Below are 18,910 nucleotides of genomic sequence, written 5' to 3' on the forward strand. Positions count from 1 at the left end.
CACATGACCAAAGACATATTCACCGCTCTGCGCCCTGCCATCGTGATGACGCTGCTGTTCGCGATCCTGCTGGGCCTTGCCTACCCGCTGGCATTGACCGGCATCGGGCAGGTCGTCTTTCCCAGCCAGGCCAACGGCAGCCTTGTACGGCAGAACGGCAAGGTGATCGGCTCCACCGTGATCGGGCAGGGCTTCACTTCGGATCGCTACTTTCAGACGCGCCCCTCGGCCGCCGGCAAGGGTTACGACGGGCTTGCCTCGTCAGGGTCGAACCTGGGGCCGACCTCGCAGGCACTGGCGGACAGAGTGAAGCAGCAAGTCGGCACGATGAAGGCGGCAGAACCGGGCAAGGCGATCCCCGGCGATCTGGTGACCACTTCCGGCTCGGGCCTTGACCCCGACCTTACTCCGCAGGCGGCGCTCTATCAGGTCGAGCGTGTAGCCCGGCTGCGTCATCTCGATCCGGCGGCGGTGCGCCGTCTGGTCGAAGGCAGCATCGAAACCCCGCTGTTGGGTTTCATCGGCGAACCCCGCGTGAACGTGCTGGCGCTCAACCGCCGACTGGATGCACTTTCCGCCACGCCGGGACAATGAACTGCCGGAGCCTTCCCGCGCGCTGCGGGAAGGCTCCGTTCACATGGTCGGCGAGCGATGTTGACGAGAGCCCTTGCGGAACGCGCTGAAGGATACGAGAATCCTGCAATTCAGCGATCCCGGCCGGCCCGGGGATAAGGAACATCCATGAAACCCCGCCACAAGGTCCTTGTCGTCGATGACGAGACGCCCATCCGTCGGCTGATCGTCACCGCGCTTGCAAAAGTGGACTATGCAACGATCGAGGCTGCGTCTGCTCGCGAGGCGCTGGCGAGGCTGGGCGAGGAGCGTCCCGAAGTCACATTGCTTGACCTTGGCCTACCGGACCGGGACGGGTTGGAACTGGTGCCGCTGATCAAAAAGCAGGCGGATACGACCCTGATCATCATTTCGGCGCGCGATGCGATCGAACAGAAAGTGGCGGCCCTCGATCTGGGGGCGGATGACTATCTGACCAAGCCGTTCGACATCGACGAACTGCTCGCCCGCGTGCGCGTGGCCTTGCGCAACCGTACGAGCCGGGACGGAGGCGTGAACGGGTTGACGGTGGGAGAGGTGAAGATCGATCTCGTTTCCCGCACGATCACAAAAGCGGGCCGGGAAATCCACCTTGCGCCCAAGGAATATGCGTTGCTGGAACAACTGGCGCGATACCCCGGGCGGGTCATTACGCATCACCAGATCATGACGCATGTCTGGCCCGGAGAGACCGAACATCATGTCGAGTACTTGCGGGTTCTTGTCCGCACGCTGCGCCAGAAGCTGGAGGACGATCCCCAGAATCCTCGCATCATCAGCAACGAGCAAGGCATCGGCTATCGCCTGCGCATGACGGGCGACGCACTCGACACCGCTTCGGGATAGCGCGGCGTTGCGCAGGAGCCCTACCGGGGGCGCCGGCGGGAGAGGGCGATCCCGGCCAGATTTTGCTCGCGCTTGATCCAGCGAATGCGCGCTGGGCGGATTTCCTTCGTCAGATCCAGAAATGTAGTGGGATGGCCAGGCGCTGCCTTGCTGCTGGAAAGGGCCGCATTCGCGTGCCGCACGATTTCCAGCGCGTCGCCGATCAGTTCGACGTCGCATGGGCCCAGCGTTTGCGCCACCTTCATCGCATGGATCAGCGCAAGCCATTCGGCATCGCGGTTCGTGCCCTCGCCCAGATCATCGAACAGGTGTGTGGTGCCGCGAACCACGACGGCGACTTCGATATGGCCGGGATTCGGCCGACAGCCGCCGTCAAAGAACACTTTCACCCTTCGTCCCGCCATGATCACCTTTCGTCCAATGTCTTCGCCGGAATGCGCAATTGCTCGGTTCCGCAGGGCTGCTCAAGCAATTTCGAGTAGCTGGCGCGGGGAGCGGAAGCGGAACCGACTCGGTTGACAGATAAACTCAATCAAATAAGTTGAGTTTGTCCGGGGCAATGCCCGGATGCAGTTCGCGGGATGACGGGTGCATGGGAAATGCGGCTCGGACGCCCGATGTTACCGGCCCCAGGCGACCACGTCCGGGCTTTTCATCACATGTCATGGATACACGTCATGGGATCGAGAGGTCGCTTCGGGGCGTCGCATTTTCGCGTGCGAAACCGCTGAAGCCTGCCCGATCCCGAAAAGCCTCGCGGCCTTGATCGCCGCGCGAAATTCGCAGGGAAAAGGGGACGAACATTGAAACGCAGGATTCTGATGGCGATGACCGCTTTGGCGTCGTCATTCGCCATGGCGAGTGCAGCCAGTGCGCAACAGCAGCCGGCATTCCAGGGCACCGTGGGCCGGACGCTGGCGGAATCGAAGGAATGGTGGCCGGAACCGGCCCGGACCCCGGCCGGCGCGCCCAACGTGGTCTGGATATTGCTGGATGACGTCGGCTTCGGCGCCTCCAGTGCCTTCGGCGGCGGGGTCAGCACGCCGACGCTGGAAGCGCTGGCGCGGCAGGGATTGCGCTACACCAATTTCCACACGACGGCGATCTGCGCACCGACGCGCGCCGCGTTGCTGACCGGCCGGAACAGCTCCTCCGTGCATGAAGCCGGTTTCTCGCACATTCCACTGTCGGCGGGCTTTCCGGGCTGGGACGGCCGCATTCCCTCGGAAGACGGCACCATTGCGGAGATCTTGCGCGACCGGGGATACAACACATTTGCAGTGGGCAAGTACGGCCTCACGCCCGATGAAGACGCCACCGATGCCGGTCCGTTCGACCGCTGGCCGACCGGAAAGGGTTTCGAGCACTTTTTCGGCTTCCTTGGATCGCAGACAGACCAGTACAAGCCCGATCTGGTCGAGGATCAGGCGCATGCCCAGCCGGACGGCCGGCACCTGAGCGAACAGATTACCGACAAGGCCATCACCTATATCGATCGCCAGAAGAAGGCCGCGCCGAACAAGCCCTTCTTCCTGTATTATGCGCCGGGCGCCACGCATGCACCGCATCAGGTCGCGGCGGAATGGAGCGATCGTTATAAAGGCCAGTTCGACGCGGGCTGGGACGTCTATCGCCAGAAGGTATTCGCCCAGCAGAAGCGCGAGGGGATCATTCCAGCCAATGCCGTTCTTCCGGACCGCGATCCCGGCATTGCCGCTTGGGCCTCGCTCAGCCCAGACGAGAAGCGGCTCTATGCCCGCTTCATGGAAGTCTATGCCGGATACCTGACCTATACCGATCATGAGATCGGCCGGTTGGTGGATCATCTGAAGGCGACGAACCAGTACGACAACACCCTGTTCGTGGTGATCGTCGGCGACAATGGCGCCAGCAAGGAAGGCACGCTGAACGGCGACATCGATCGCAAGATCACGGCGAAGCCGCTGGGATATCAGGAAAACGTGGCCTACAATCTTTCCCGCATCGGGGAACTGGGCACGCCCGATGCGGTGGAGGGCAACTATCCGCTGGGATGGGCGCAGGCCGCCAACACGCCGTTCCGCCTCTGGAAGTCCGACGCGAACAGCGAAGGCGGCACGCGCAATCCGCTGATCGTCACGTATCCGAAGGCGATCAAGGGCAACGGCGCCGTCCGCGCCCAGTACGGCCATGTGATCGATATCCTGCCGACCACGCTGGAATTGATCGGCCTGACCGCGCCGGACAGCATTCACGGATCGCATCAGCAGCCCATCGAAGGCACGTCGCTGGCTTACTCCGTAACCGACCCGAAGGCGGCATCGCGGCATCGCACGCAATATTACTATATCTTCGGATCGCGCGCGATCTACCAGGATGGATGGAAGGCCGCGCTTCCCTATCCCAACGCGGTCGTCAGCGGCAGCCCCAACGGGGCGAAGCCGTTCGATGAAAATGCCTGGGAACTGTACAATCTGAACGAGGATTTCACGGAGCGCGTGAACCTGGCCCAGCGCTATCCCGAAAAGGTGGCCGAACTGCGCGCCCTGTTCGAGAAGGAAGCGCAGGCGCACAATCTCTATCCCCTCATCACCTGGGACGATGTGCGCAGCGGCCGGATCCACCGCCTTCCGGGCGCGCCCTCGAACCAGAATGCGCTGGATCAGCTGACGGACCATCAGGCCAGCGCGCACTGACGCGCGCGGAAAGAACTCACGGCCGACCACACGCTTGCATGGTCGGCCGTGAGCGTGCGTGCCGGCGTGCGGGGGGCAGGGGGTGCCGGCTCCGCACGTCAGCGGGCCGAAGCGGCCTGCTCTATCAGATGGGCGACTTCGGGCGCGTGGGAGACCATCACGACATGTGATGCGCCTGCCACCACCACGGTGTGCCGGGATTTCGCGCGATCAGCCATGAAGCCCATGGCGGCGGGGGGAATGTTCCTGTCCTTGTCGCCATAGATGAACCATGACGGCACCGTCTTCCACGCAGGTGCGGTCGACGCTTCGGACAAGGCTGCCTCTGCGATCGGGCGCTGGCCGGCGGCCATCAGCCGGGCCTCGGCAGCGGGCACGTCCGCAGCGAACTGAGCGGGAAAGCGGTCTTGCTGGATGTAAAGGTCGTTACCGCCGGACGTCAGCGTGACCGGCGGGGCCAGGGTGGGGCCAAGCGTGCTGCCCGGAAACTTGCCCGTCAGCCCCAGCGCGGTTTCGCCGGTATCGGGCGCGAAGGCGGACACATAGACAAGCGCCTTCACGTTCGCGCGGTCCTCGGCCGCCTCGCTGATGACCGATCCGCCATAGGAATGGCCGACCAGCACCACCGGTCCGCCGATGCCTTTCACCACATCGGCCACGACATCGGCGTCGGCACGGACGCCGCGCAGCGGATTGGGCGCGGCGACGACCTTGTAGCCATCCCGCTCCAGGATCGCGATCACGCCGTTCCAGCTGGACGAGTCCGCAAAGGCCCCGTGGACGAGGACGACGGTGGGTTTGGCCGGTGCGGGCTGGGCGGCCTGCACCGGCGCCACCGAGGCGAGCAGCCCCGCGGCGAGCAGGAACCCGCCTGAAATCAGCTTCTTCATATGCATATCCTTCTGTCGCGGCGCTCAGGCCAGCCTTACGACGGCATCGATGTTGCCCTTGATCGCCTTGGAGTAGGGGCAGGTTTCGTGCGCGGTTTCGATGATCCGACGGGCAAGGTCAGGATCGATGCCGGGCACATGGACGTCGAGCTGGGCGGCCAGCGAGAAGCCGTCCTCGCCCCGGCGCAGTTCCACATGCGCGTCGATCGCCAGGTCTGCGGGCAGGGTCACGTCCATCGATTTGGCGGCAATCCCCATGGCCCCTTCGAAGCAGGCGGACCAGCCGGCGGCGAACAGCTGTTCGGGATTGGTGCCCTGGCCGGGGCCACCCGGAGTGGAGAGCTTCAGGTCAAGGCGGCCGTCGGAGCTTTGGGCATGGCCTTCGCGGCCGCCGGTGACATGGACGTTTGCGGTGTAGAGGGTCTTGGTCTCGGACATGGCATTTCCCCTTGTGACAATGGTGGGCAGAAGGTCAGCGAAGCGAACGGAACGCGGCGCGCAGTTCTTCGGCGAACAGTTGCGGCTGTTCCCAGGCGGCGAAGTGGCCGCCGTTGCTGGCCTCGTTGAAGTAGAAGAGCTTGGTGTAACACCGCTCCGCCCAGGTTTTGGGAGCGCGGAAGATCTCGCCCGGAAAGACGGTGATCGCCACCGGCATGTCGATGACGCCGCGCGCGTTGAAGTTGTTGGAATGGTCTTCCCAGTAAATCCGCGCTGCCGAGGCGCCGGTGGCGGTCAGCCAGTAGAGCGAAATGTCGTCCAGGATCGCATCGACCCCAAGCACGCGCTCAGGGCGGCCATCGGCATAGACCCACTGCGCGATCTTCTCGTACATCCAGGCGGCCATTCCCGCAGGGGAGTCCACCAGCGAATAGCCGATGGTCTGCGGCCGGGTGTTCATCATCGCCGCATAGGCGGAGTTATCGCGATAGAACGCCTCCAATTGGTCGAAGGCGCGACGCTCGGCCGGCGTGAGGGTGGCAGGCGCCGGATCGCCCGCCGCCAGTGTCCTCGCGATGTCCGCCGGGACGACGGCGGGCATGTTGAGGTGGATGCCGATCAGGCCGGGCACGTGCTGCAGCGCCATGCGCTGCGATATGACCGAGCCGCAATCGCCCCCCTGGCTGACGTAGCGATCGTAGCCAAGCCGCAGCATCAGGGTGGACCATGCCCGGCCGATACGGTCCGATCCCCAGCCCACTTGCGTCGGCTTTGCGGAGAAGCCGAAACCGGGAATGGACGGGATCACGAGGTGGAACGCATCCTCCGCCTTGCCGCCATGCGCGGTGGGGTTCGTGAGCAGATCGATGACGCCCATGAACTCCAGGATGGATCCCGGCCAGCCATGGGTCAGGATCATCGGCAGGGCATTTTCGTGGCGGGAGCGGACGTGGATGAAGTGGATGTCCAGCCCGTCGATTTCGGTCATGAACATCGGCAGTGCGTTGAGGCGGGCCTCCACCTTGCGCCAGTCGTACTCGCCGGCCCAATAGCGCATCATCGGCATCAACGTCTGGAAACGCACGCCCTGCCCGTCGTCGGCCGCCGGCTGGGGGTCTGCCCAGCGGGTTTCGGCGATGCGACGCTTCATCGCGGCAATGTCGGCATCGGGGATCACGATCCGGAATGGCCGGATAGCCGTGCCGTTGCTGGCGGCATGGGCCGCGCCGGGAAGGGCGCCGATCGCCCCGGCACCGAGCATGATGGGGGTGGCTGCGGCCACGAACTGGCGCCGCGACGCCGAAAAATCTGCAAGCATGGGTCGTTTCCTCAACGGATCCTGACGGGTTACCGGCAAGATAGAGAAGACGTCGCGGCATGCCCGTTAGATGTAGTGATGCGCCGTTAGTCCCCGCGATGGCGCCACGCCGGTTCATCAGATCCTGTATGTGGCGGGCTGTGTGGTGGGCGCCGGGCGGCGGGGCCTCTCGGAATCTAACAGAGTTCGGCAAAGGCTAACGTGCAGCCGATCGGTCGCTCCCTACATCGCCGGGCATCGTACCATTTCAGGCGGAACATCATGACAAGACCACGCTCGATCGGTTTTATTGCCGCTGCCCTGCTGGTGGCAGGCGCCACCACGGCCACCTGCTTCGGCGACGCGCTGGGTATCGTGCCAGCCCATGCGGAGCCCTTGGGCTCCGCCGTTTCCTCCGCGCCGCTTGGCACCACGAGCACACCGCTGGAGGTGCTTCGATCCGCGAAGCCCTGGCTTTCCCCCGATGGGGCGGGGGCGCTGCGGGGCAAGGTGGTGGTCGTGAATTTCTGGACCTATTCGTGCATCAATTCGCTCCGCGCGCTCCCCCATCTTCGCGCATGGAGCGAGCGATACAAGGATAGCGGGCTGGTCGTCGTCGGCGTGCACGCGCCGGAGTTCGCCTTCGAACACGATCCCGCCAAAGTGCGCCTGGCGCTCACGCAACTGGGCATTCGTTATCCGAACGTGCAGGACAACGATTATGCCGTGTGGCGCGACTTCGCCAACGAAGGCTGGCCGGGCTTCTACTTCATCGATGGCAAGGGCCGGGTTCGCGGCTATCGCATCGGTGAGGGCGACTACGACGGCGCCGAGCGGCTGATCCGCCAGTTGTTGAAAGAGGCGGGGCGCGATCCTTCGAACATTCCCGTCACCCGGGTCGTCGGAACCGGCATCGAGGCGGAGGCGGACTGGCGCGACCTGGGGTCGCCGGAATCCTATCTTGGCTATGCCAAGGCGGACGGTTTCCGATCGCCCGGCGGCATCCGCAGGGACATGGCCAGCGATTATGCGGCGCCGTCCGCCTTGCCGCTGGATGGCTGGGGCCTGAGTGGAAAATGGACCGTCGGGCGTGAATTCGCAGTGCTGGGCGGTCCAACCGGGGCGGTCCATTTCCGGTTCCACGCGCGCGATGCGCATCTGGTACTGGGCGGGGCCGCCGATGGCCAGCCGGTCCGCTTTCGCGTCACCATCGATGGCGCCGCGCCCGGCGCCGATCATGGCACCGATGTAAATGCCGAAGGCTGGGGCGAGGTTCGCGAGGACCGCCTCTACCAGCTAGTCCGCCAGACCGGCGCGATCCGGGATCACACGATCGCGGTCGAGTTTTCGCGGCCGGGCGCGCGCGCCTATGTTTTTACATTCGGATGATCCCATGGCCCCTGCGTTGCAGGGGCCATTTTTCCGGCGACAGATTGGTGCCGTTCCGGCTTGGACCGACGACGCTTCCGGTTCTTTGTCCTCGATCTGAACATGGCTCGATTTCTTGCTCCAGCCTGTCCTTTGCGCATGGTTCGACTTGGACGGGGACAATGGCGGAGCTGCCCGATCACGACTTCTAGGAAGGGTAATTACTCTTAATTACAGATGCTTATGTAGATAATCCGGGGTTTGCGCGATGCCGTCTTTGCATTCGGCCAGATAAAGCTTTGCGGGCCCTTGCCGGCGTATATCGGCATTCCACAGGGGCTTTGCGTGTTTCCGGAGTGAGGGCTGCGAGCGGCCCGTTGGCGTCGGTCCCGGAGTGACTTTACTTCGCAGTGCAGATCGAAACCAAGTCCTTCATTCCAGCGTGAAACGGGACAGGGATAGTCACAGGTCATCCCCGTCCGGCCGGAGGCGTAGGAATGACATCTCGCACGAACAGCACGGTTGGCAGGTGGGCAGCATCCCGCTTTTGGAGGCTAACCGGCACGCGTCTGGGGCTGGCCATGCTCGCGGTGGGGACGCTGTCCATCCACCCCGCCCAGGCCCAGATAGCCGCCCAGCCCAATGCCGCCCCCACCATCGATCGCGACCGGCTGGACCGTATCGAGCCGATCGTGCCCCACCGCGCTCCGCCGCCACCCCGGCCGACCGCGCCGGTCGAGATCAAAAGCGCCGCTGCCCCGGCCGTGGCGCTGACCGGCGTTCGGTTCGAAGGCAGCACGCTCCCCGATGATGCCCTGCAGGCAGCCGTCGCCCTGTGGATCGGCGCGCGGCTGGACAAGGACGTGCTGCAGAACATGGCCAATGCGATGACGGCGCTCTACGCGCGCAGCGACATCGCGTTCTATGCCATATCGATCCCCCCGCAAGTTCCCACGGGCGGCGTTCTGGTCATCCGCGCGACGGAGGGGCGCATCACCGACTATGCCCTTGCCCGGAGAACATCCAGCACGCCGACCCGCCTGATCGATCATTACCTCCAGCGTCTGATGCGCGAGGCACCCACGCGCAAGTCGTCGCTGGAACGAACGCTGTCCCTGCTGCGCGACATTCCGGGCCAGACGGTGGAAGCCAAGCTGAGGCAGACCGGAACGCCGGGCCAGGTGGCGTTGGATATGGACGTGAAGCGCAAGCAGGTGGAGGTATCTTTGAACCTCAACAATGGCGGCGTGGTCAACGTGGTTTCGGGCGTGCAGGCCCAACTGGGCGTTCAGGTCAACGGCCTGCTGCGCGAAGGGGATGTGACGCGGTTTTCCGGAAGCCTTCCCTTTCAGCCCGATCGCTACCAGTTCTATACGGCAAGCCATGCCACGCCGTTGGGCAGCGATGGCACCACGATCGGCGTCAGCGGCGCCTACGTTCGAACACTGACGCGAGACGATATCCGTGGCACGGCGCGCCAGCTGGGACTGGCGATTTCGCATCCCGTTATCCGTTCCTACCACAAGAACCTGACAGTGCAGGCCTCGCTCGATGGCACGAACAGCGACAACTATTATCTCGACACCGGCTTCGGCCAGTTTCGTGCGCGTACCATGCGCCTTGGCGCTTCGTGGTCCTCGGTCGGCACCACCGATGGTTATGCGCTTGCGCTGAGTGCAAGCCAAGGGCTGGACGCGCTGGGGGCGAGGCCGCTGACAGGCTATTCCGAGACGACGTATCGCAAGCTCAATGGGCAGGTCACGGTGGTCAAGCAGGTCCGCAAGGCGGTCTCGCTTCGGACGACGGTGCGGGGGCAGTTCACGCGTGACCTGTTGCCGACCACGGAACGCTTCTCGCTGGGCGGGGAGGGGGCGGGGCTGGCCTACCGGACCGGCATCGTCACGGCCGACAAGGCCGTGGCCGGCGATGCCGAACTGGCTTGGCAAGTGGTCGGCGATGCCAAGAGCGCACGCGGCCTGACCGTCTTCGCCTATGCCGATGGCGCATTGGCGCACAGTTACGCACGGCCGGTCTATGCGCTGCGGGCGATGGACTACTCGCTGGCAACGGCGGGAGGGGGCGTGCGTATCAAGCCGCTCAAGGGGTGGATTGCAACGGCACAAATCGCCATTCCTGTCAAGGAAATATCGCCGAATTACAACAACAAGGCGCGGTTTCTGTTCAGCCTGACCAGGACCGTGTGATGCGTATCTTTGCGTATACGCAAAACGGGATGGGCACCCCTGCCGACCACTCCCGGAGCCCCGGTCGCGAGAACAAATGTGCGGAGAGACGATGAAGAACATCTGGGAGGTCTGGCCGAAAGCGCTGACCGATGCCGAGTGCGACGCGATCATCAAACGGGCCACGCATTACTCTCCGCAGGAAGCGACCGTTGGCTTCTCCGACAATCTGCGCAGCGACACCGCGCACCGCAGTTCGACGATCCGGTGGTTCGATGCCGGGCGGGAGAAGGATATCGTCGCGCGGGTCATGTCGTTCGTCCATTCGTCGAACCGCTCCAACTTCGGTGCGGACATCGTTGCCCCGTTCGAGATTCAGTTCACGGAGTACCGGGCGACCAGCAAGGGGCATTACGATTGGCACCAGGACGTCTGGCTGGAATCGGATCGCCCGTTCGCGCGGAAGCTGTCGGTGGTGGTGCAGCTTTCGGCGCCGACCGATTATCAGGGCGGTGAGTTCGAGTTTTTCGGTATCCAGAGCCCGGGCGGCACTTTCCAGGATCGCGGCAGCATGCTGATCTTTCCATCCTTCCTCCAGCATCGCGTGCTTCCGGTAAGAAAGGGAAACCGGACCAGCCTGGTGACTTGGGTGGAAGGGCCGAACTGGCGTTGACCGATATGCCGGCCCAGAAGAAGTAAAACCGGACCGGAACTTTCGCCCGCCGCGATGCCCGGCGATCCTACGCGCGGCCACGAGTTTGGGCGCGGGCGGTTTTGCGATCCTGATCCCCTCCTGACGCGCTTGCAGATATCGGGCCGGCAACGTCCGTGCGATCCGCACGGGACCGGCGGTCGCAAAGCAGTCGGATCGAACCTTGTTGCAGCGGCTGCGCAAGATCGGCGCCTCTATCATGCTGGTTTCAGGGCGTATGATCGGAGGGGTTTTGATGGCTGGCTTCCTAAGGGACATTCTCGCAACGCTGTCCTACGAGCCGAAACCGGAAGAATTGTTCGCGTCGGATTCCCAGGCGCTCACGCGGTTGGATGAGCGGCTGTCGGGCATTGGCGAGGGTAATGGCCGATCGCGGGGTGCGATCTCGATCCGGCCGTCCGATTGCAGCGTATGGGACGGCAACCCGCGTGACGTTCCGGCGCTGTGCGCCGAAAACTGCCGATCGCTGATCGAATCCATCGCGTTGGAAGATGGCAACCGCATTCCGGTGCTGGTCCGGCAAAATCCGCCGGGTTCGGATCTGCCCTATCAATTGCTGGTCGGCAGCCGCCGGCGCTTTGCGATCGACTGGCTCAATCATAACGGCAGGCCGGAAATCCGCCTGAACGCCCTGATCGTCGAAATGTCGGACGAAGAGGCGTTCCGCCTTGCCGACATCGAAAATCGCGAGCGGCAGGACATTACCGAACTCGATCGTGCGCGCAGCTATCAGCAGGCGGTCGACCGGTTCTATGGTGGCGTGCAGTCGCGCATGGCGGAGGCACTCGGTCTGTCGAACAGTCAACTCAGCCGGCTGTTGGCCCTCGCGCAGATGCCGGACGAGGTCGTCAACGCCTTCGCCACACGCGATGAACTGCGCGTCCGCCATTCCGAAGTCTTGACGCCGCTGCTGCGGCGCCCACAGCAATGCGACCGCGTGCTGGCGATGGCGCGCGTGATTGGCGGCGAGCAACAGAAGCTGGCCGCTGCGGGTGAACGCATGATCCCCGCGGCTGCCGTGCTCGCGCGGCTCAAGCAGGCGGGCAAGACGGACGCCGCCACGCGCGAGGCGGAAGGCGCCATCGAGTTGAACGGAATTCGCATCGGCCGCACCCGCAATCTGCGTGAGGGCCTGGCGATCGATGTGATCGTTACCGACGGGATGCGGATCACCGACCTGTTCGCGGCGCTCGAAGCGGCGATCAACGATGCGCGCACACCGGTGGATGAGCCGGACGAGGATCCGGAAATCGAGGACTGATCGCGAGCGATTCCTTTTTCGGGATGATCGCTCGCCGTGCAGCAGGTTTCGGTTCGTTCGATGGGCTGGCGAGGATCGGAATTGCGACCGCGTCGGCTTCAATCGCGACCATCGTCATTTTCGGGTTTTTGCGGTGGATGTGGGCGCTTTTGCGCTGGCGCTCACGTGGTTCCCCCTGTTTTTCACGTCCGGAAATGCCCGTTGCGTGTTTCGCTTCCCGTATTTCCACCACGTACCAATCGGCGGAGGCGGGTGAAAAGTCGACGCTTTCATGCCGGCTGCTTCTCAGCGCGATCAGACCAAGTGGAATGCCTAGGCTCCTGTGGACTGGGCAAAATTCCATGGGAGGTCGACACAATGAAATCTAACGGAACCAAAGTCGGCATGGTGCGGAGCGGCACTCGGCATGCGCTGCTTTGCGCGACCGCAATTCCCGCACTTTTCTTGGCCGGCTGTGCAGACGGCGTGGGGGTCAGGGTGGGCGCGGGCGGATCGCCATCCGGACCCAGCAGCCCAAGCGGGCCCAGTGGTCCAAGCGGCCCAAGTGGCCCGAGCGGTCCTAGCAGCCCCAGTGGTCCTTCCGGCCCTAGCGGTCCCAGTGATCCATCCGGCCCAACCGGTCCAACTGGCCCAACTGGCCCCAACGGCCCTACTGGTCCGACCGGCCCCACAGGTCCTACCGGTCCTAGCGACCCGAGCGGCCCGACCAGCCCGACCTCTCCCACTTTCACCGGTCCGGTGGCCGGGATCGGCATTGGCGACAACACCGTGCTCGGTCCCAGTGGTTCGGGCACTCTGATCGACGTCAACGTGGCCCCCGCCACGGCGACCGGCCGTGACAGCGGCGGGCTTGCCGTCGATGTGCTGACGGGGGACGGCAAGGTGGTTCAGGTCACTTTACCAACCACGACCGAGCAGACCCAGGCGGCACTTGCACCGGTGGGTTCGCTGGCCGGGGCGCTGCTGGGCGATCAGGCAGGCGGAACAGTCACTCAGCTGACGGACGGGCTCTCACCGGTCGTGGCGACCGTGACGTCGGCCGTGAACGGTGTGACCTCGCCACTGCTCGATACGGCGAACGGCCTGCTTTCCCCGGTGGTTGGCGCGGACGGCGTGCTGGCACCGGTTACCGGCCAGCTTGGCGGCCTGGTCGATGGGCTTACCGGTGCGCTGGGAATGGGCGGCGATCCGGCGCGAACATATGACGGCCCGCTGATCGGGCTCGATCTAGCCAGCAATACGCTGACCGGGGGGAGCACGGCGGACACGCTGGTAGGCGTCAATGTGCTGTCCAACGATCCGGGCCTCGTATCCGGGCAGTTGGTGAGCGCCGATGTGCTGTCGAACGGCAAAGTGCTCGATGTCGGTTTGCCGACGACCAGCGCGGCGGTGGTCGAAGGGCTGGCGCCGGTGGGCAATCTGGCAGGATCGCTGCTGGGGGCGCAGGCCGGCGGCGCGGTCGATCAGGTGACGGCTGGTGTCGCGCCCGTGGTGGCGCCGGTCACGGCGGCGGTGAACGCGATCGCCGCTCCGGTACTGAATACGGTGAACGGCTCGCTCGGCGAACTGACGGGCACGGGCGGGGCCGGTGCGGTCCTGGCCCCGGTCACCGGGGTGGTCAATACGGTGCTGGGCACCGCGACCACGGGCGGCACGGGCGACGCGCTCGCCCCAGTGACGGGCGCGGTGACGGGCGTGGTGACGGGCGTGCTGGGCAGCGTCGGTTCCGGGACCGGCAGTACCGGCACGGTCCTCGCCCCGGTGACGGAACTGGTGAACGGAGTGCTTGGCACCGTCGGCGCGGGCACATCCACCGGGTCCGTTCTGGCGCCGGTAACGGGGCTTCTCGGCGGCCTGGCGACGACCCGCAAATGAATCCGCAGCAATCATCCATTCACCAGCAAGGGGGCCTGTGAACATGCTTGATCTTGAACGGATCAGCCCGCCTGATCGGCGCTGCAACTATCTGCTTGTCGTCCGGATCGACAATGCAAGGGCCATCGAAAGCGCTTACGGCAGCGATGCACTGACGGCCGCCATCCAGCATTTGCGGGACGAAATCCTGCAAAGGCTGGAGCCGGCCCAGATCGCGGGGATGACGCGAGATACCGTGACGGTGCTTGCCCATGCCCCTCTGGTCGAGACGGACTTCGTGCGAGCGCAAGTGGACGCGCTGTGCATCGGCGTCAGCACTTCGCCGCTCCGCCACGGCCTCGCCCGGATACTCCTGTCGATTTCGGCGGGATACAGCGATCCGGTTGCCGATGGGCTCGGCAGTCCGGGGGTAGAGGCGATGGGATTGGCGCATCGCCGCCTCAATGGTGCGACCGCGCTGGCGCTCTCGGTCTGGCCGACGGACGAGCATGAGCAAGGGCGGTATCGCGGCGACATGGAGGTCGCCGCGCGGCTGATCATGCGGCATATGGCGGAGGAGACCTTTTTTGCCTGGCGCCCGGTCTTCAATCCCGAAGATCCGACCATCGTCCTCCGCCACGAAGCCCTGCTGCGCTATCCGGGGCAGGGCGGCGAGCAGTTCGACTGCGCCCGCTCCTACCGCGCGCTCAAACGGATCGGCATGGGGCACCTGCTGGACCGCCTGCTGGTCACCCGCGTTCTGGATGAACTGGAGGCCGATCCGGAAGCGGAACTCTCGATCGAGATCGCCATGGAGAGCCTGTCCTTCGACTTGTGCGGGCAGGACACTGCATGGACGGAGCTTACCGCCCGGCTGGAACAGAAGCCCGATCTGGGCCGGCGCCTGATACTGGAGGTTCACGAAACCGGCGCGAAGCTGCCGCGCGAGGATGTTTTCACCTTCCTTGGCGTGTTCCGCGCCATGGGTGGGCGGCTTTCGGTGGCGGGATTTGGCCTATGCAGCGCATCCATCCGCGCTGTCGCCCGGCTGTGTCCGGAGACTTTGAAGCTGGACAGCGCCTTCATACGAACCGCGTTCGACTCCGGATTGAACCGCGCCCGCTTTGCCGATCTGGTGGAACTGGCGGGTTCGCTTGCCGGTGTCGTCGTTGCCGATGGGGTCGAGACGCCGGACCAGTGGAACATCGTGGCCGAGCAGGGTGTGCGATGGATCGTCGGCGCGCGGCGGAACCGGGCCAGCACGCGCCGGGTATGGTTCAATCCCGCCTACGACAGAATCGCAGACGGGCTTGAGCCGTCGGTTCTCGTAACCGCCCCGGCGCGGCGAAAGAGCCCCATAAGCCGCCACTGACGCGGCCGGCGGGCACTTGCCGTCCCGCCTCGATCAAGCCTTCAAAATCCAGAATTGTGCACCGGGAAAGGATCGGACCATGAATGTTGATTCCCTGCAGCGCGCAAGCGATCTTCTCGCCATCGCCCTCGACATCCTCGATGAAAGTGAAGCCGCAGTGACGGCATCGATCGTCTCCAACGCGATCGATGCGCTTGGCTTCGAGCAACTGGAGCAGAAGCGCCGGATTCAGCGGCTGCGGCTGCCACGGCGCCTGGCTCTGCCGCCTATCCGCAGCTGTGCCTGAGCGGTTTGCGGGAGGTTCCGACCGGCGAATATGTCCGGATAGGCTGCGGTCGACCGTGAAGGGGACGGGAATTTGCCATAAGTAGGCAGTTACGCCGGGGGGCGTATTGTCGACTGTGGGGGTAACATGCAGGAAAGCGCGGAAGTGCTGGTTGTCGACGATGTCATCGCGATCGTCGAGGAATTGGTGACCCTCCTGGACCTGCATGGAATTGGCGCCCACGCGGCGACCAACCTTGCCGATGGCCTGTCCACTCTGCTGTCTCACCCCGCCATCACGGTCATCGCCTGCGACGTGCGGTTGGCGCAGGAATCCGGGCTGGAGATAGTCTCCCGCATCCGCGATCATCCCGAACTGCGCCGCCGCCCGTTCAGGTTCCTGTTCATGAGTGGTGATCCCATGCAGTTCCAGCATTTCCCGCCCACGTCCGCCTATCGCGTCTTGACCAAGCCCATCCATCCCGGCCGGCTGATGACCGCGATCGGCGAGATGCTGGACGGTGATGCCGCGCATGGCTTGCGAAGCGGCATGGCATCCGGTGTCTGATCTTCCGGTCGGCGATGACGGCAAGGCCATGGCGATCGCGCACGAACTGCGCCAACCGCTGTTCGCTATTGCCATTGCCACCGAGAGATTGCGGCTGCTCCTGACGGAAACCGGGCAGCGCGATGCTTGTACCGGGGCGGCGCTGGCGCGGATAGCAATGCAGACGGAGTGGGCCCAACGCGTAATTGCACGAACGCTCGGCCATCCCGATGGAGACGCGCCATTGGGCGAGAAGCCGGCAGATCTGGCCGCAGCGGTTCGAAATTCCGCAGGGCTTCTTGACGAGGTGGCCGCTTCGGCCGGCGTGTCTTTCCAGCTTCCGTCCGATGTGCGCCCGGTATGCGTGGCACTTCAGGCGGTGGCGCTGGAGCAGGTTTTCGTCAATGTCCTGCGCAACGGGATCGAGGCGATCCAGTCGCGGCGCGATCGGGGATGGACCGGCCGGGGAACGATCCTGGTCGAACTTGCCTGCGATGGCCGATACGCGCGGGTTATCGTGACCGACAACGGCTCCGGGTTCATCGATGAAACGGCGGATGCGCCGTGTTCCGGACGCAAGCGCGGGTTCGGCCTTGGGCTGGCGATCTGCCGGGACATTCTCGCGCCCGTCGGCGGCGCCCTCCGGCTGGGGCCGGGAAAAGACGGCGGTGCGGTGGCGGAAATCGTGGTTCCGCTGGCAGAACAGCCTGAGCGATCAGATATCGTCGCGGCCTAGGCGGATCAGGAAGCGGGTTCCGTTGCGGTCCCGGTGATGGCATCGAAAATCGCCCGAAACGGCCAGGGCAACATGCTCGACCAGCCAAAGCGTCGCATGGTCGAGCATCGGTCCGCCAACCACGGCGCCATCTTCGTCGAGGCATTGCACCGAAACGGTCAGGAAGGCGGGGCTCAGGCGTGCCACCAGGCGGACCAGGCCCTTGCTCCGCTCTCCGTCGGGCCCGATGTAGGCGGCAAAGGCGTTGAGCAGGGCGGCCACGGCCATCATTTCCAGCGCGCCGTGATGCGCGGGCAGGAGGTGTTCCAGCCCGTCTCCCGCTAGTTCCACGGAAACGCCGTGGTGCCGGACATTGGACTTCGTGGCGGCCACCGCGCGTTCGAGCGCGCTGCGAACGTTGAGCGTGCCCGGTTCCCGGTTGCCGTCCCGCCCGAAGCCACGGAACAGGCCGAGGATATAGGCAGCCGATTCCGTATGAGTGCCAATGCGCGCGATGCGATCGGTGAGGTCCGCCTTTTTGCGGGCATCGATGTCGAGCTGTTCGACGATATAGGCCAGATTGCCGTTCGCCATCGAGATTACATTCAGCGGCTGGGCGAGGTCGTGCAGCATGCCGCTGGTGATCCGGCCAAGCAGCAGGTCGCGTGTTACCGGAACCAGCCCGTGCTCCCCCCAGGTCAGCAGCCGCGCGTCTCCCATGGCGAGGTGCCGTGCAAGGCCGCAGCCCAGGTATGCGGTGAAAGGCATGCCGATGATCGCGAAAATCGCGGCCTTGCCCTCCGGTACCAGAAAGGCTGCGGCGTGGCAGGCGATGGTCAGTGCCAGCATCAGTACCCAGGTCCAGCGTGGAGGGTGGAACAGGGCGGGCACCAGCCGTCTGGGCGTAACGATCGCGGCGATCGTCAGTCCCAGGATGAACCAGCATGGGATCGCCGGGTAGGCGCCCTGGTTCCACAGCAGCGCAGCCGCGAGGATGGCGGCTGCCAGAGCCAGCTTGATGCGCTTGTTGAGAACGAACAGCGCGCCGATGGAAGCCGCCGCCGGCATCGCTGCCTCTGGCGCCTTTAGTGCGGTAAGTCCGAAGACAACGGCACCAACTGCAATCACGCCCGGAAAAAGGCGCGTGCCGTCCGCCCAAGCGCGCATGCGCAAGGGCAGCGCAGTCGGCAGGGCATAGGGCTTGCGGTCCTGCCGTGCGGTTTTCCCATCGGGCTCGGCAGGCGCAGATTCCGATTGCGCGCGCTTGGAAGAAAAGGCCGACAGTTCGACCACCGTATTCCTGGCTTCGTTCATGCCGTAAGCTCCCCCGCCCCAGGCCGATACCTCTGACACTCTCTTTGAGTGCATATTGGCTTACAAATTATTTATAAGTCTTAATAGATTTTAAGATAATTCGCCGCTCGGTTCAGATGTCTTCGCAATTGTCTTCGATGCGCATTAATATCCATTGTGCAGTGCAGTATTTTTGCATCGATGTCCGTTTGCGGTGCATTTTCGTGAAGCATGGAGCCGCAATATAGTGAATTGTCGATGGTCTATGTTTGCGGTTCGTCATCGAATTTTATCGATCAATAGGCCGGAAAGAACTACATAAAAGAACCAATGCGAACATGAATGAGTGCTTGCACCCGCATTCTCGGCCCGCAGCTCAGCGTGGTTTAGGGCATCGCTCGATAACGGACTGATCCGATCGAACAACAAATGAAGTTGTCGGTGGCAGTGAATTGGCCTCGCTTCGGCTTTTTCTCAACGCGATGCAGAATACGAGAATGGATATTGTGAATACGCAATATCGCGATCCGATGGGGCAAATCGACGCAACAATCCTTTGTCGATCTCCGTCAGGACAATCCGA

General features: G+C 64.1%; 18 protein-coding genes. 12 read left to right on the forward strand and 6 right to left on the reverse strand.

All coding sequences use genetic code 11. The features are described from left to right. Positions 1–3 precede the first annotated feature (3 nt). Both kdpC and WBP07_RS31140 read left to right on the forward strand, forming a co-directional pair. Positions 4–594 (forward strand): potassium-transporting ATPase subunit KdpC, encoded by a 591-nt coding sequence (gene kdpC / locus WBP07_RS31135; protein ID WP_395397111.1) that lies wholly within the window; start codon positions 4–6, stop codon positions 592–594. A gap of 147 nt (positions 595–741) precedes the next feature. Then, the gene (locus tag WBP07_RS31140) at positions 742–1,458 is read left to right on the forward strand and encodes a response regulator transcription factor (RefSeq protein ID WP_395397112.1); all 717 of its coding nucleotides are present in this window, start codon (positions 742–744) and stop codon (positions 1,456–1,458) included. A 20-nt stretch (positions 1,459–1,478) separates the two neighbouring features. On the opposite strand, the gene WBP07_RS31145 is transcribed toward WBP07_RS31140, so the two are convergent. After that, entirely contained in the window at positions 1,479–1,862 is a 384-nt protein-coding gene (locus WBP07_RS31145; RefSeq protein WP_395397114.1) for a ribonuclease HI, read from the reverse strand. Positions 1,863–2,261: 399 nt separating this feature from the next. Here WBP07_RS31145 and WBP07_RS31150 point away from each other — a divergent pair, with 399 nt between their 5' ends. After that, entirely contained in the window at positions 2,262–4,133 is a 1,872-nt protein-coding gene (locus tag WBP07_RS31150; RefSeq protein WP_395397115.1) for an arylsulfatase, read from the forward strand. Between the two features lie 98 nt (positions 4,134–4,231). Here the strand turns inward: WBP07_RS31150 and WBP07_RS31155 are convergent, their stop codons facing one another. The 3 genes from WBP07_RS31155 to WBP07_RS31165 are packed head-to-tail and all read right to left on the reverse strand — an operon-like array spanning position 4,232 to position 6,779. Next, entirely contained in the window at positions 4,232–5,023 is a 792-nt protein-coding gene (locus tag WBP07_RS31155) for an alpha/beta fold hydrolase (RefSeq protein WP_395397116.1), read from the reverse strand. A 24-nt stretch (positions 5,024–5,047) separates the two neighbouring features. After that, positions 5,048–5,461 carry an organic hydroperoxide resistance protein gene (locus tag WBP07_RS31160; protein WP_395397117.1) on the reverse strand — a complete coding sequence of 138 codons (414 nt, stop codon included), beginning with the start codon at positions 5,459–5,461 and terminating at the stop codon, positions 5,048–5,050. A 34-nt stretch (positions 5,462–5,495) separates the two neighbouring features. Beyond that, on the reverse strand, positions 5,496–6,779 hold the full coding sequence (locus tag WBP07_RS31165) for an epoxide hydrolase family protein (RefSeq protein WP_395397118.1): 1,284 nt from the start codon (positions 6,777–6,779) through the stop codon (positions 5,496–5,498). A gap of 261 nt (positions 6,780–7,040) precedes the next feature. On the opposite strand from WBP07_RS31165, the gene WBP07_RS31170 reads away from it, so the two are divergent. The 4 genes from WBP07_RS31170 to WBP07_RS31185 all read left to right on the forward strand — a co-directional run bounded on the left by WBP07_RS31170 (position 7,041) and on the right by WBP07_RS31185 (position 12,282). Next, complete coding sequence (locus WBP07_RS31170) at positions 7,041–8,147, forward strand: redoxin domain-containing protein (RefSeq protein WP_395397119.1); 1,107 nt, start codon at positions 7,041–7,043, stop codon at positions 8,145–8,147. A 476-nt stretch (positions 8,148–8,623) separates the two neighbouring features. Then, positions 8,624–10,330, forward strand: a complete 1,707-nt coding sequence (locus WBP07_RS31175; RefSeq protein ID WP_395397120.1) for a ShlB/FhaC/HecB family hemolysin secretion/activation protein — start codon at positions 8,624–8,626, stop codon at positions 10,328–10,330. A gap of 91 nt (positions 10,331–10,421) precedes the next feature. Continuing rightward, positions 10,422–10,982 carry a 2OG-Fe(II) oxygenase gene (locus WBP07_RS31180; protein WP_395397121.1) on the forward strand — a complete coding sequence of 187 codons (561 nt, stop codon included), beginning with the start codon at positions 10,422–10,424 and terminating at the stop codon, positions 10,980–10,982. Positions 10,983–11,256: 274 nt separating this feature from the next. Beyond that, positions 11,257–12,282 carry a ParB/RepB/Spo0J family partition protein gene (locus WBP07_RS31185; protein WP_395397122.1) on the forward strand — a complete coding sequence of 342 codons (1,026 nt, stop codon included), beginning with the start codon at positions 11,257–11,259 and terminating at the stop codon, positions 12,280–12,282. On the opposite strand, the gene WBP07_RS31190 is transcribed toward WBP07_RS31185, so the two are convergent. Further along, positions 12,224–12,625 (reverse strand): hypothetical protein, encoded by a 402-nt coding sequence (locus WBP07_RS31190; protein ID WP_395397123.1) that lies wholly within the window; start codon positions 12,623–12,625, stop codon positions 12,224–12,226. The two genes, WBP07_RS31185 and WBP07_RS31190, sit on opposite strands and share 59 nt — an antisense overlap. Positions 12,626–13,020: 395 nt before the next feature. Between WBP07_RS31190 and WBP07_RS31195 the strand changes: the two genes are divergently transcribed. From WBP07_RS31195 to WBP07_RS31215, 5 genes are all read left to right on the forward strand, one after another. Next, positions 13,021–14,157: a hypothetical protein gene (locus tag WBP07_RS31195; protein WP_395397124.1), complete on the forward strand. Its 1,137-nt coding sequence runs from the start codon at positions 13,021–13,023 to the stop codon at positions 14,155–14,157. 43 nt (positions 14,158–14,200) lie between these two features. Beyond that, positions 14,201–15,508 (forward strand): EAL domain-containing protein, encoded by a 1,308-nt coding sequence (locus WBP07_RS31200; protein WP_395397125.1) that lies wholly within the window; start codon positions 14,201–14,203, stop codon positions 15,506–15,508. 79 nt (positions 15,509–15,587) lie between these two features. Then, positions 15,588–15,794 (forward strand): hypothetical protein, encoded by a 207-nt coding sequence (locus WBP07_RS31205; RefSeq protein ID WP_395397126.1) that lies wholly within the window; start codon positions 15,588–15,590, stop codon positions 15,792–15,794. 126 nt (positions 15,795–15,920) lie between these two features. Beyond that, complete coding sequence (locus tag WBP07_RS31210) at positions 15,921–16,340, forward strand: response regulator (protein WP_395397127.1); 420 nt, start codon at positions 15,921–15,923, stop codon at positions 16,338–16,340. Then, positions 16,333–17,055, forward strand: coding sequence for a sensor histidine kinase (locus WBP07_RS31215; RefSeq protein ID WP_395397128.1), 723 nt, complete (start codon positions 16,333–16,335; stop codon positions 17,053–17,055). The genes WBP07_RS31210 and WBP07_RS31215 overlap by 8 nt, the downstream gene beginning before the upstream one ends. Here the strand turns inward: WBP07_RS31215 and WBP07_RS31220 are convergent. After that, complete coding sequence (locus WBP07_RS31220; protein ID WP_395397129.1) at positions 17,035–18,348, reverse strand: hypothetical protein; 1,314 nt, start codon at positions 18,346–18,348, stop codon at positions 17,035–17,037. The genes WBP07_RS31215 and WBP07_RS31220 overlap by 21 nt on opposite strands. Between the last annotated feature and the right edge of the window lie 562 nt (positions 18,349–18,910).

Source organism: Novosphingobium oxfordense, assembly GCF_044029435.1.
Classification (GTDB): domain Bacteria; phylum Pseudomonadota; class Alphaproteobacteria; order Sphingomonadales; family Sphingomonadaceae; genus Novosphingobium.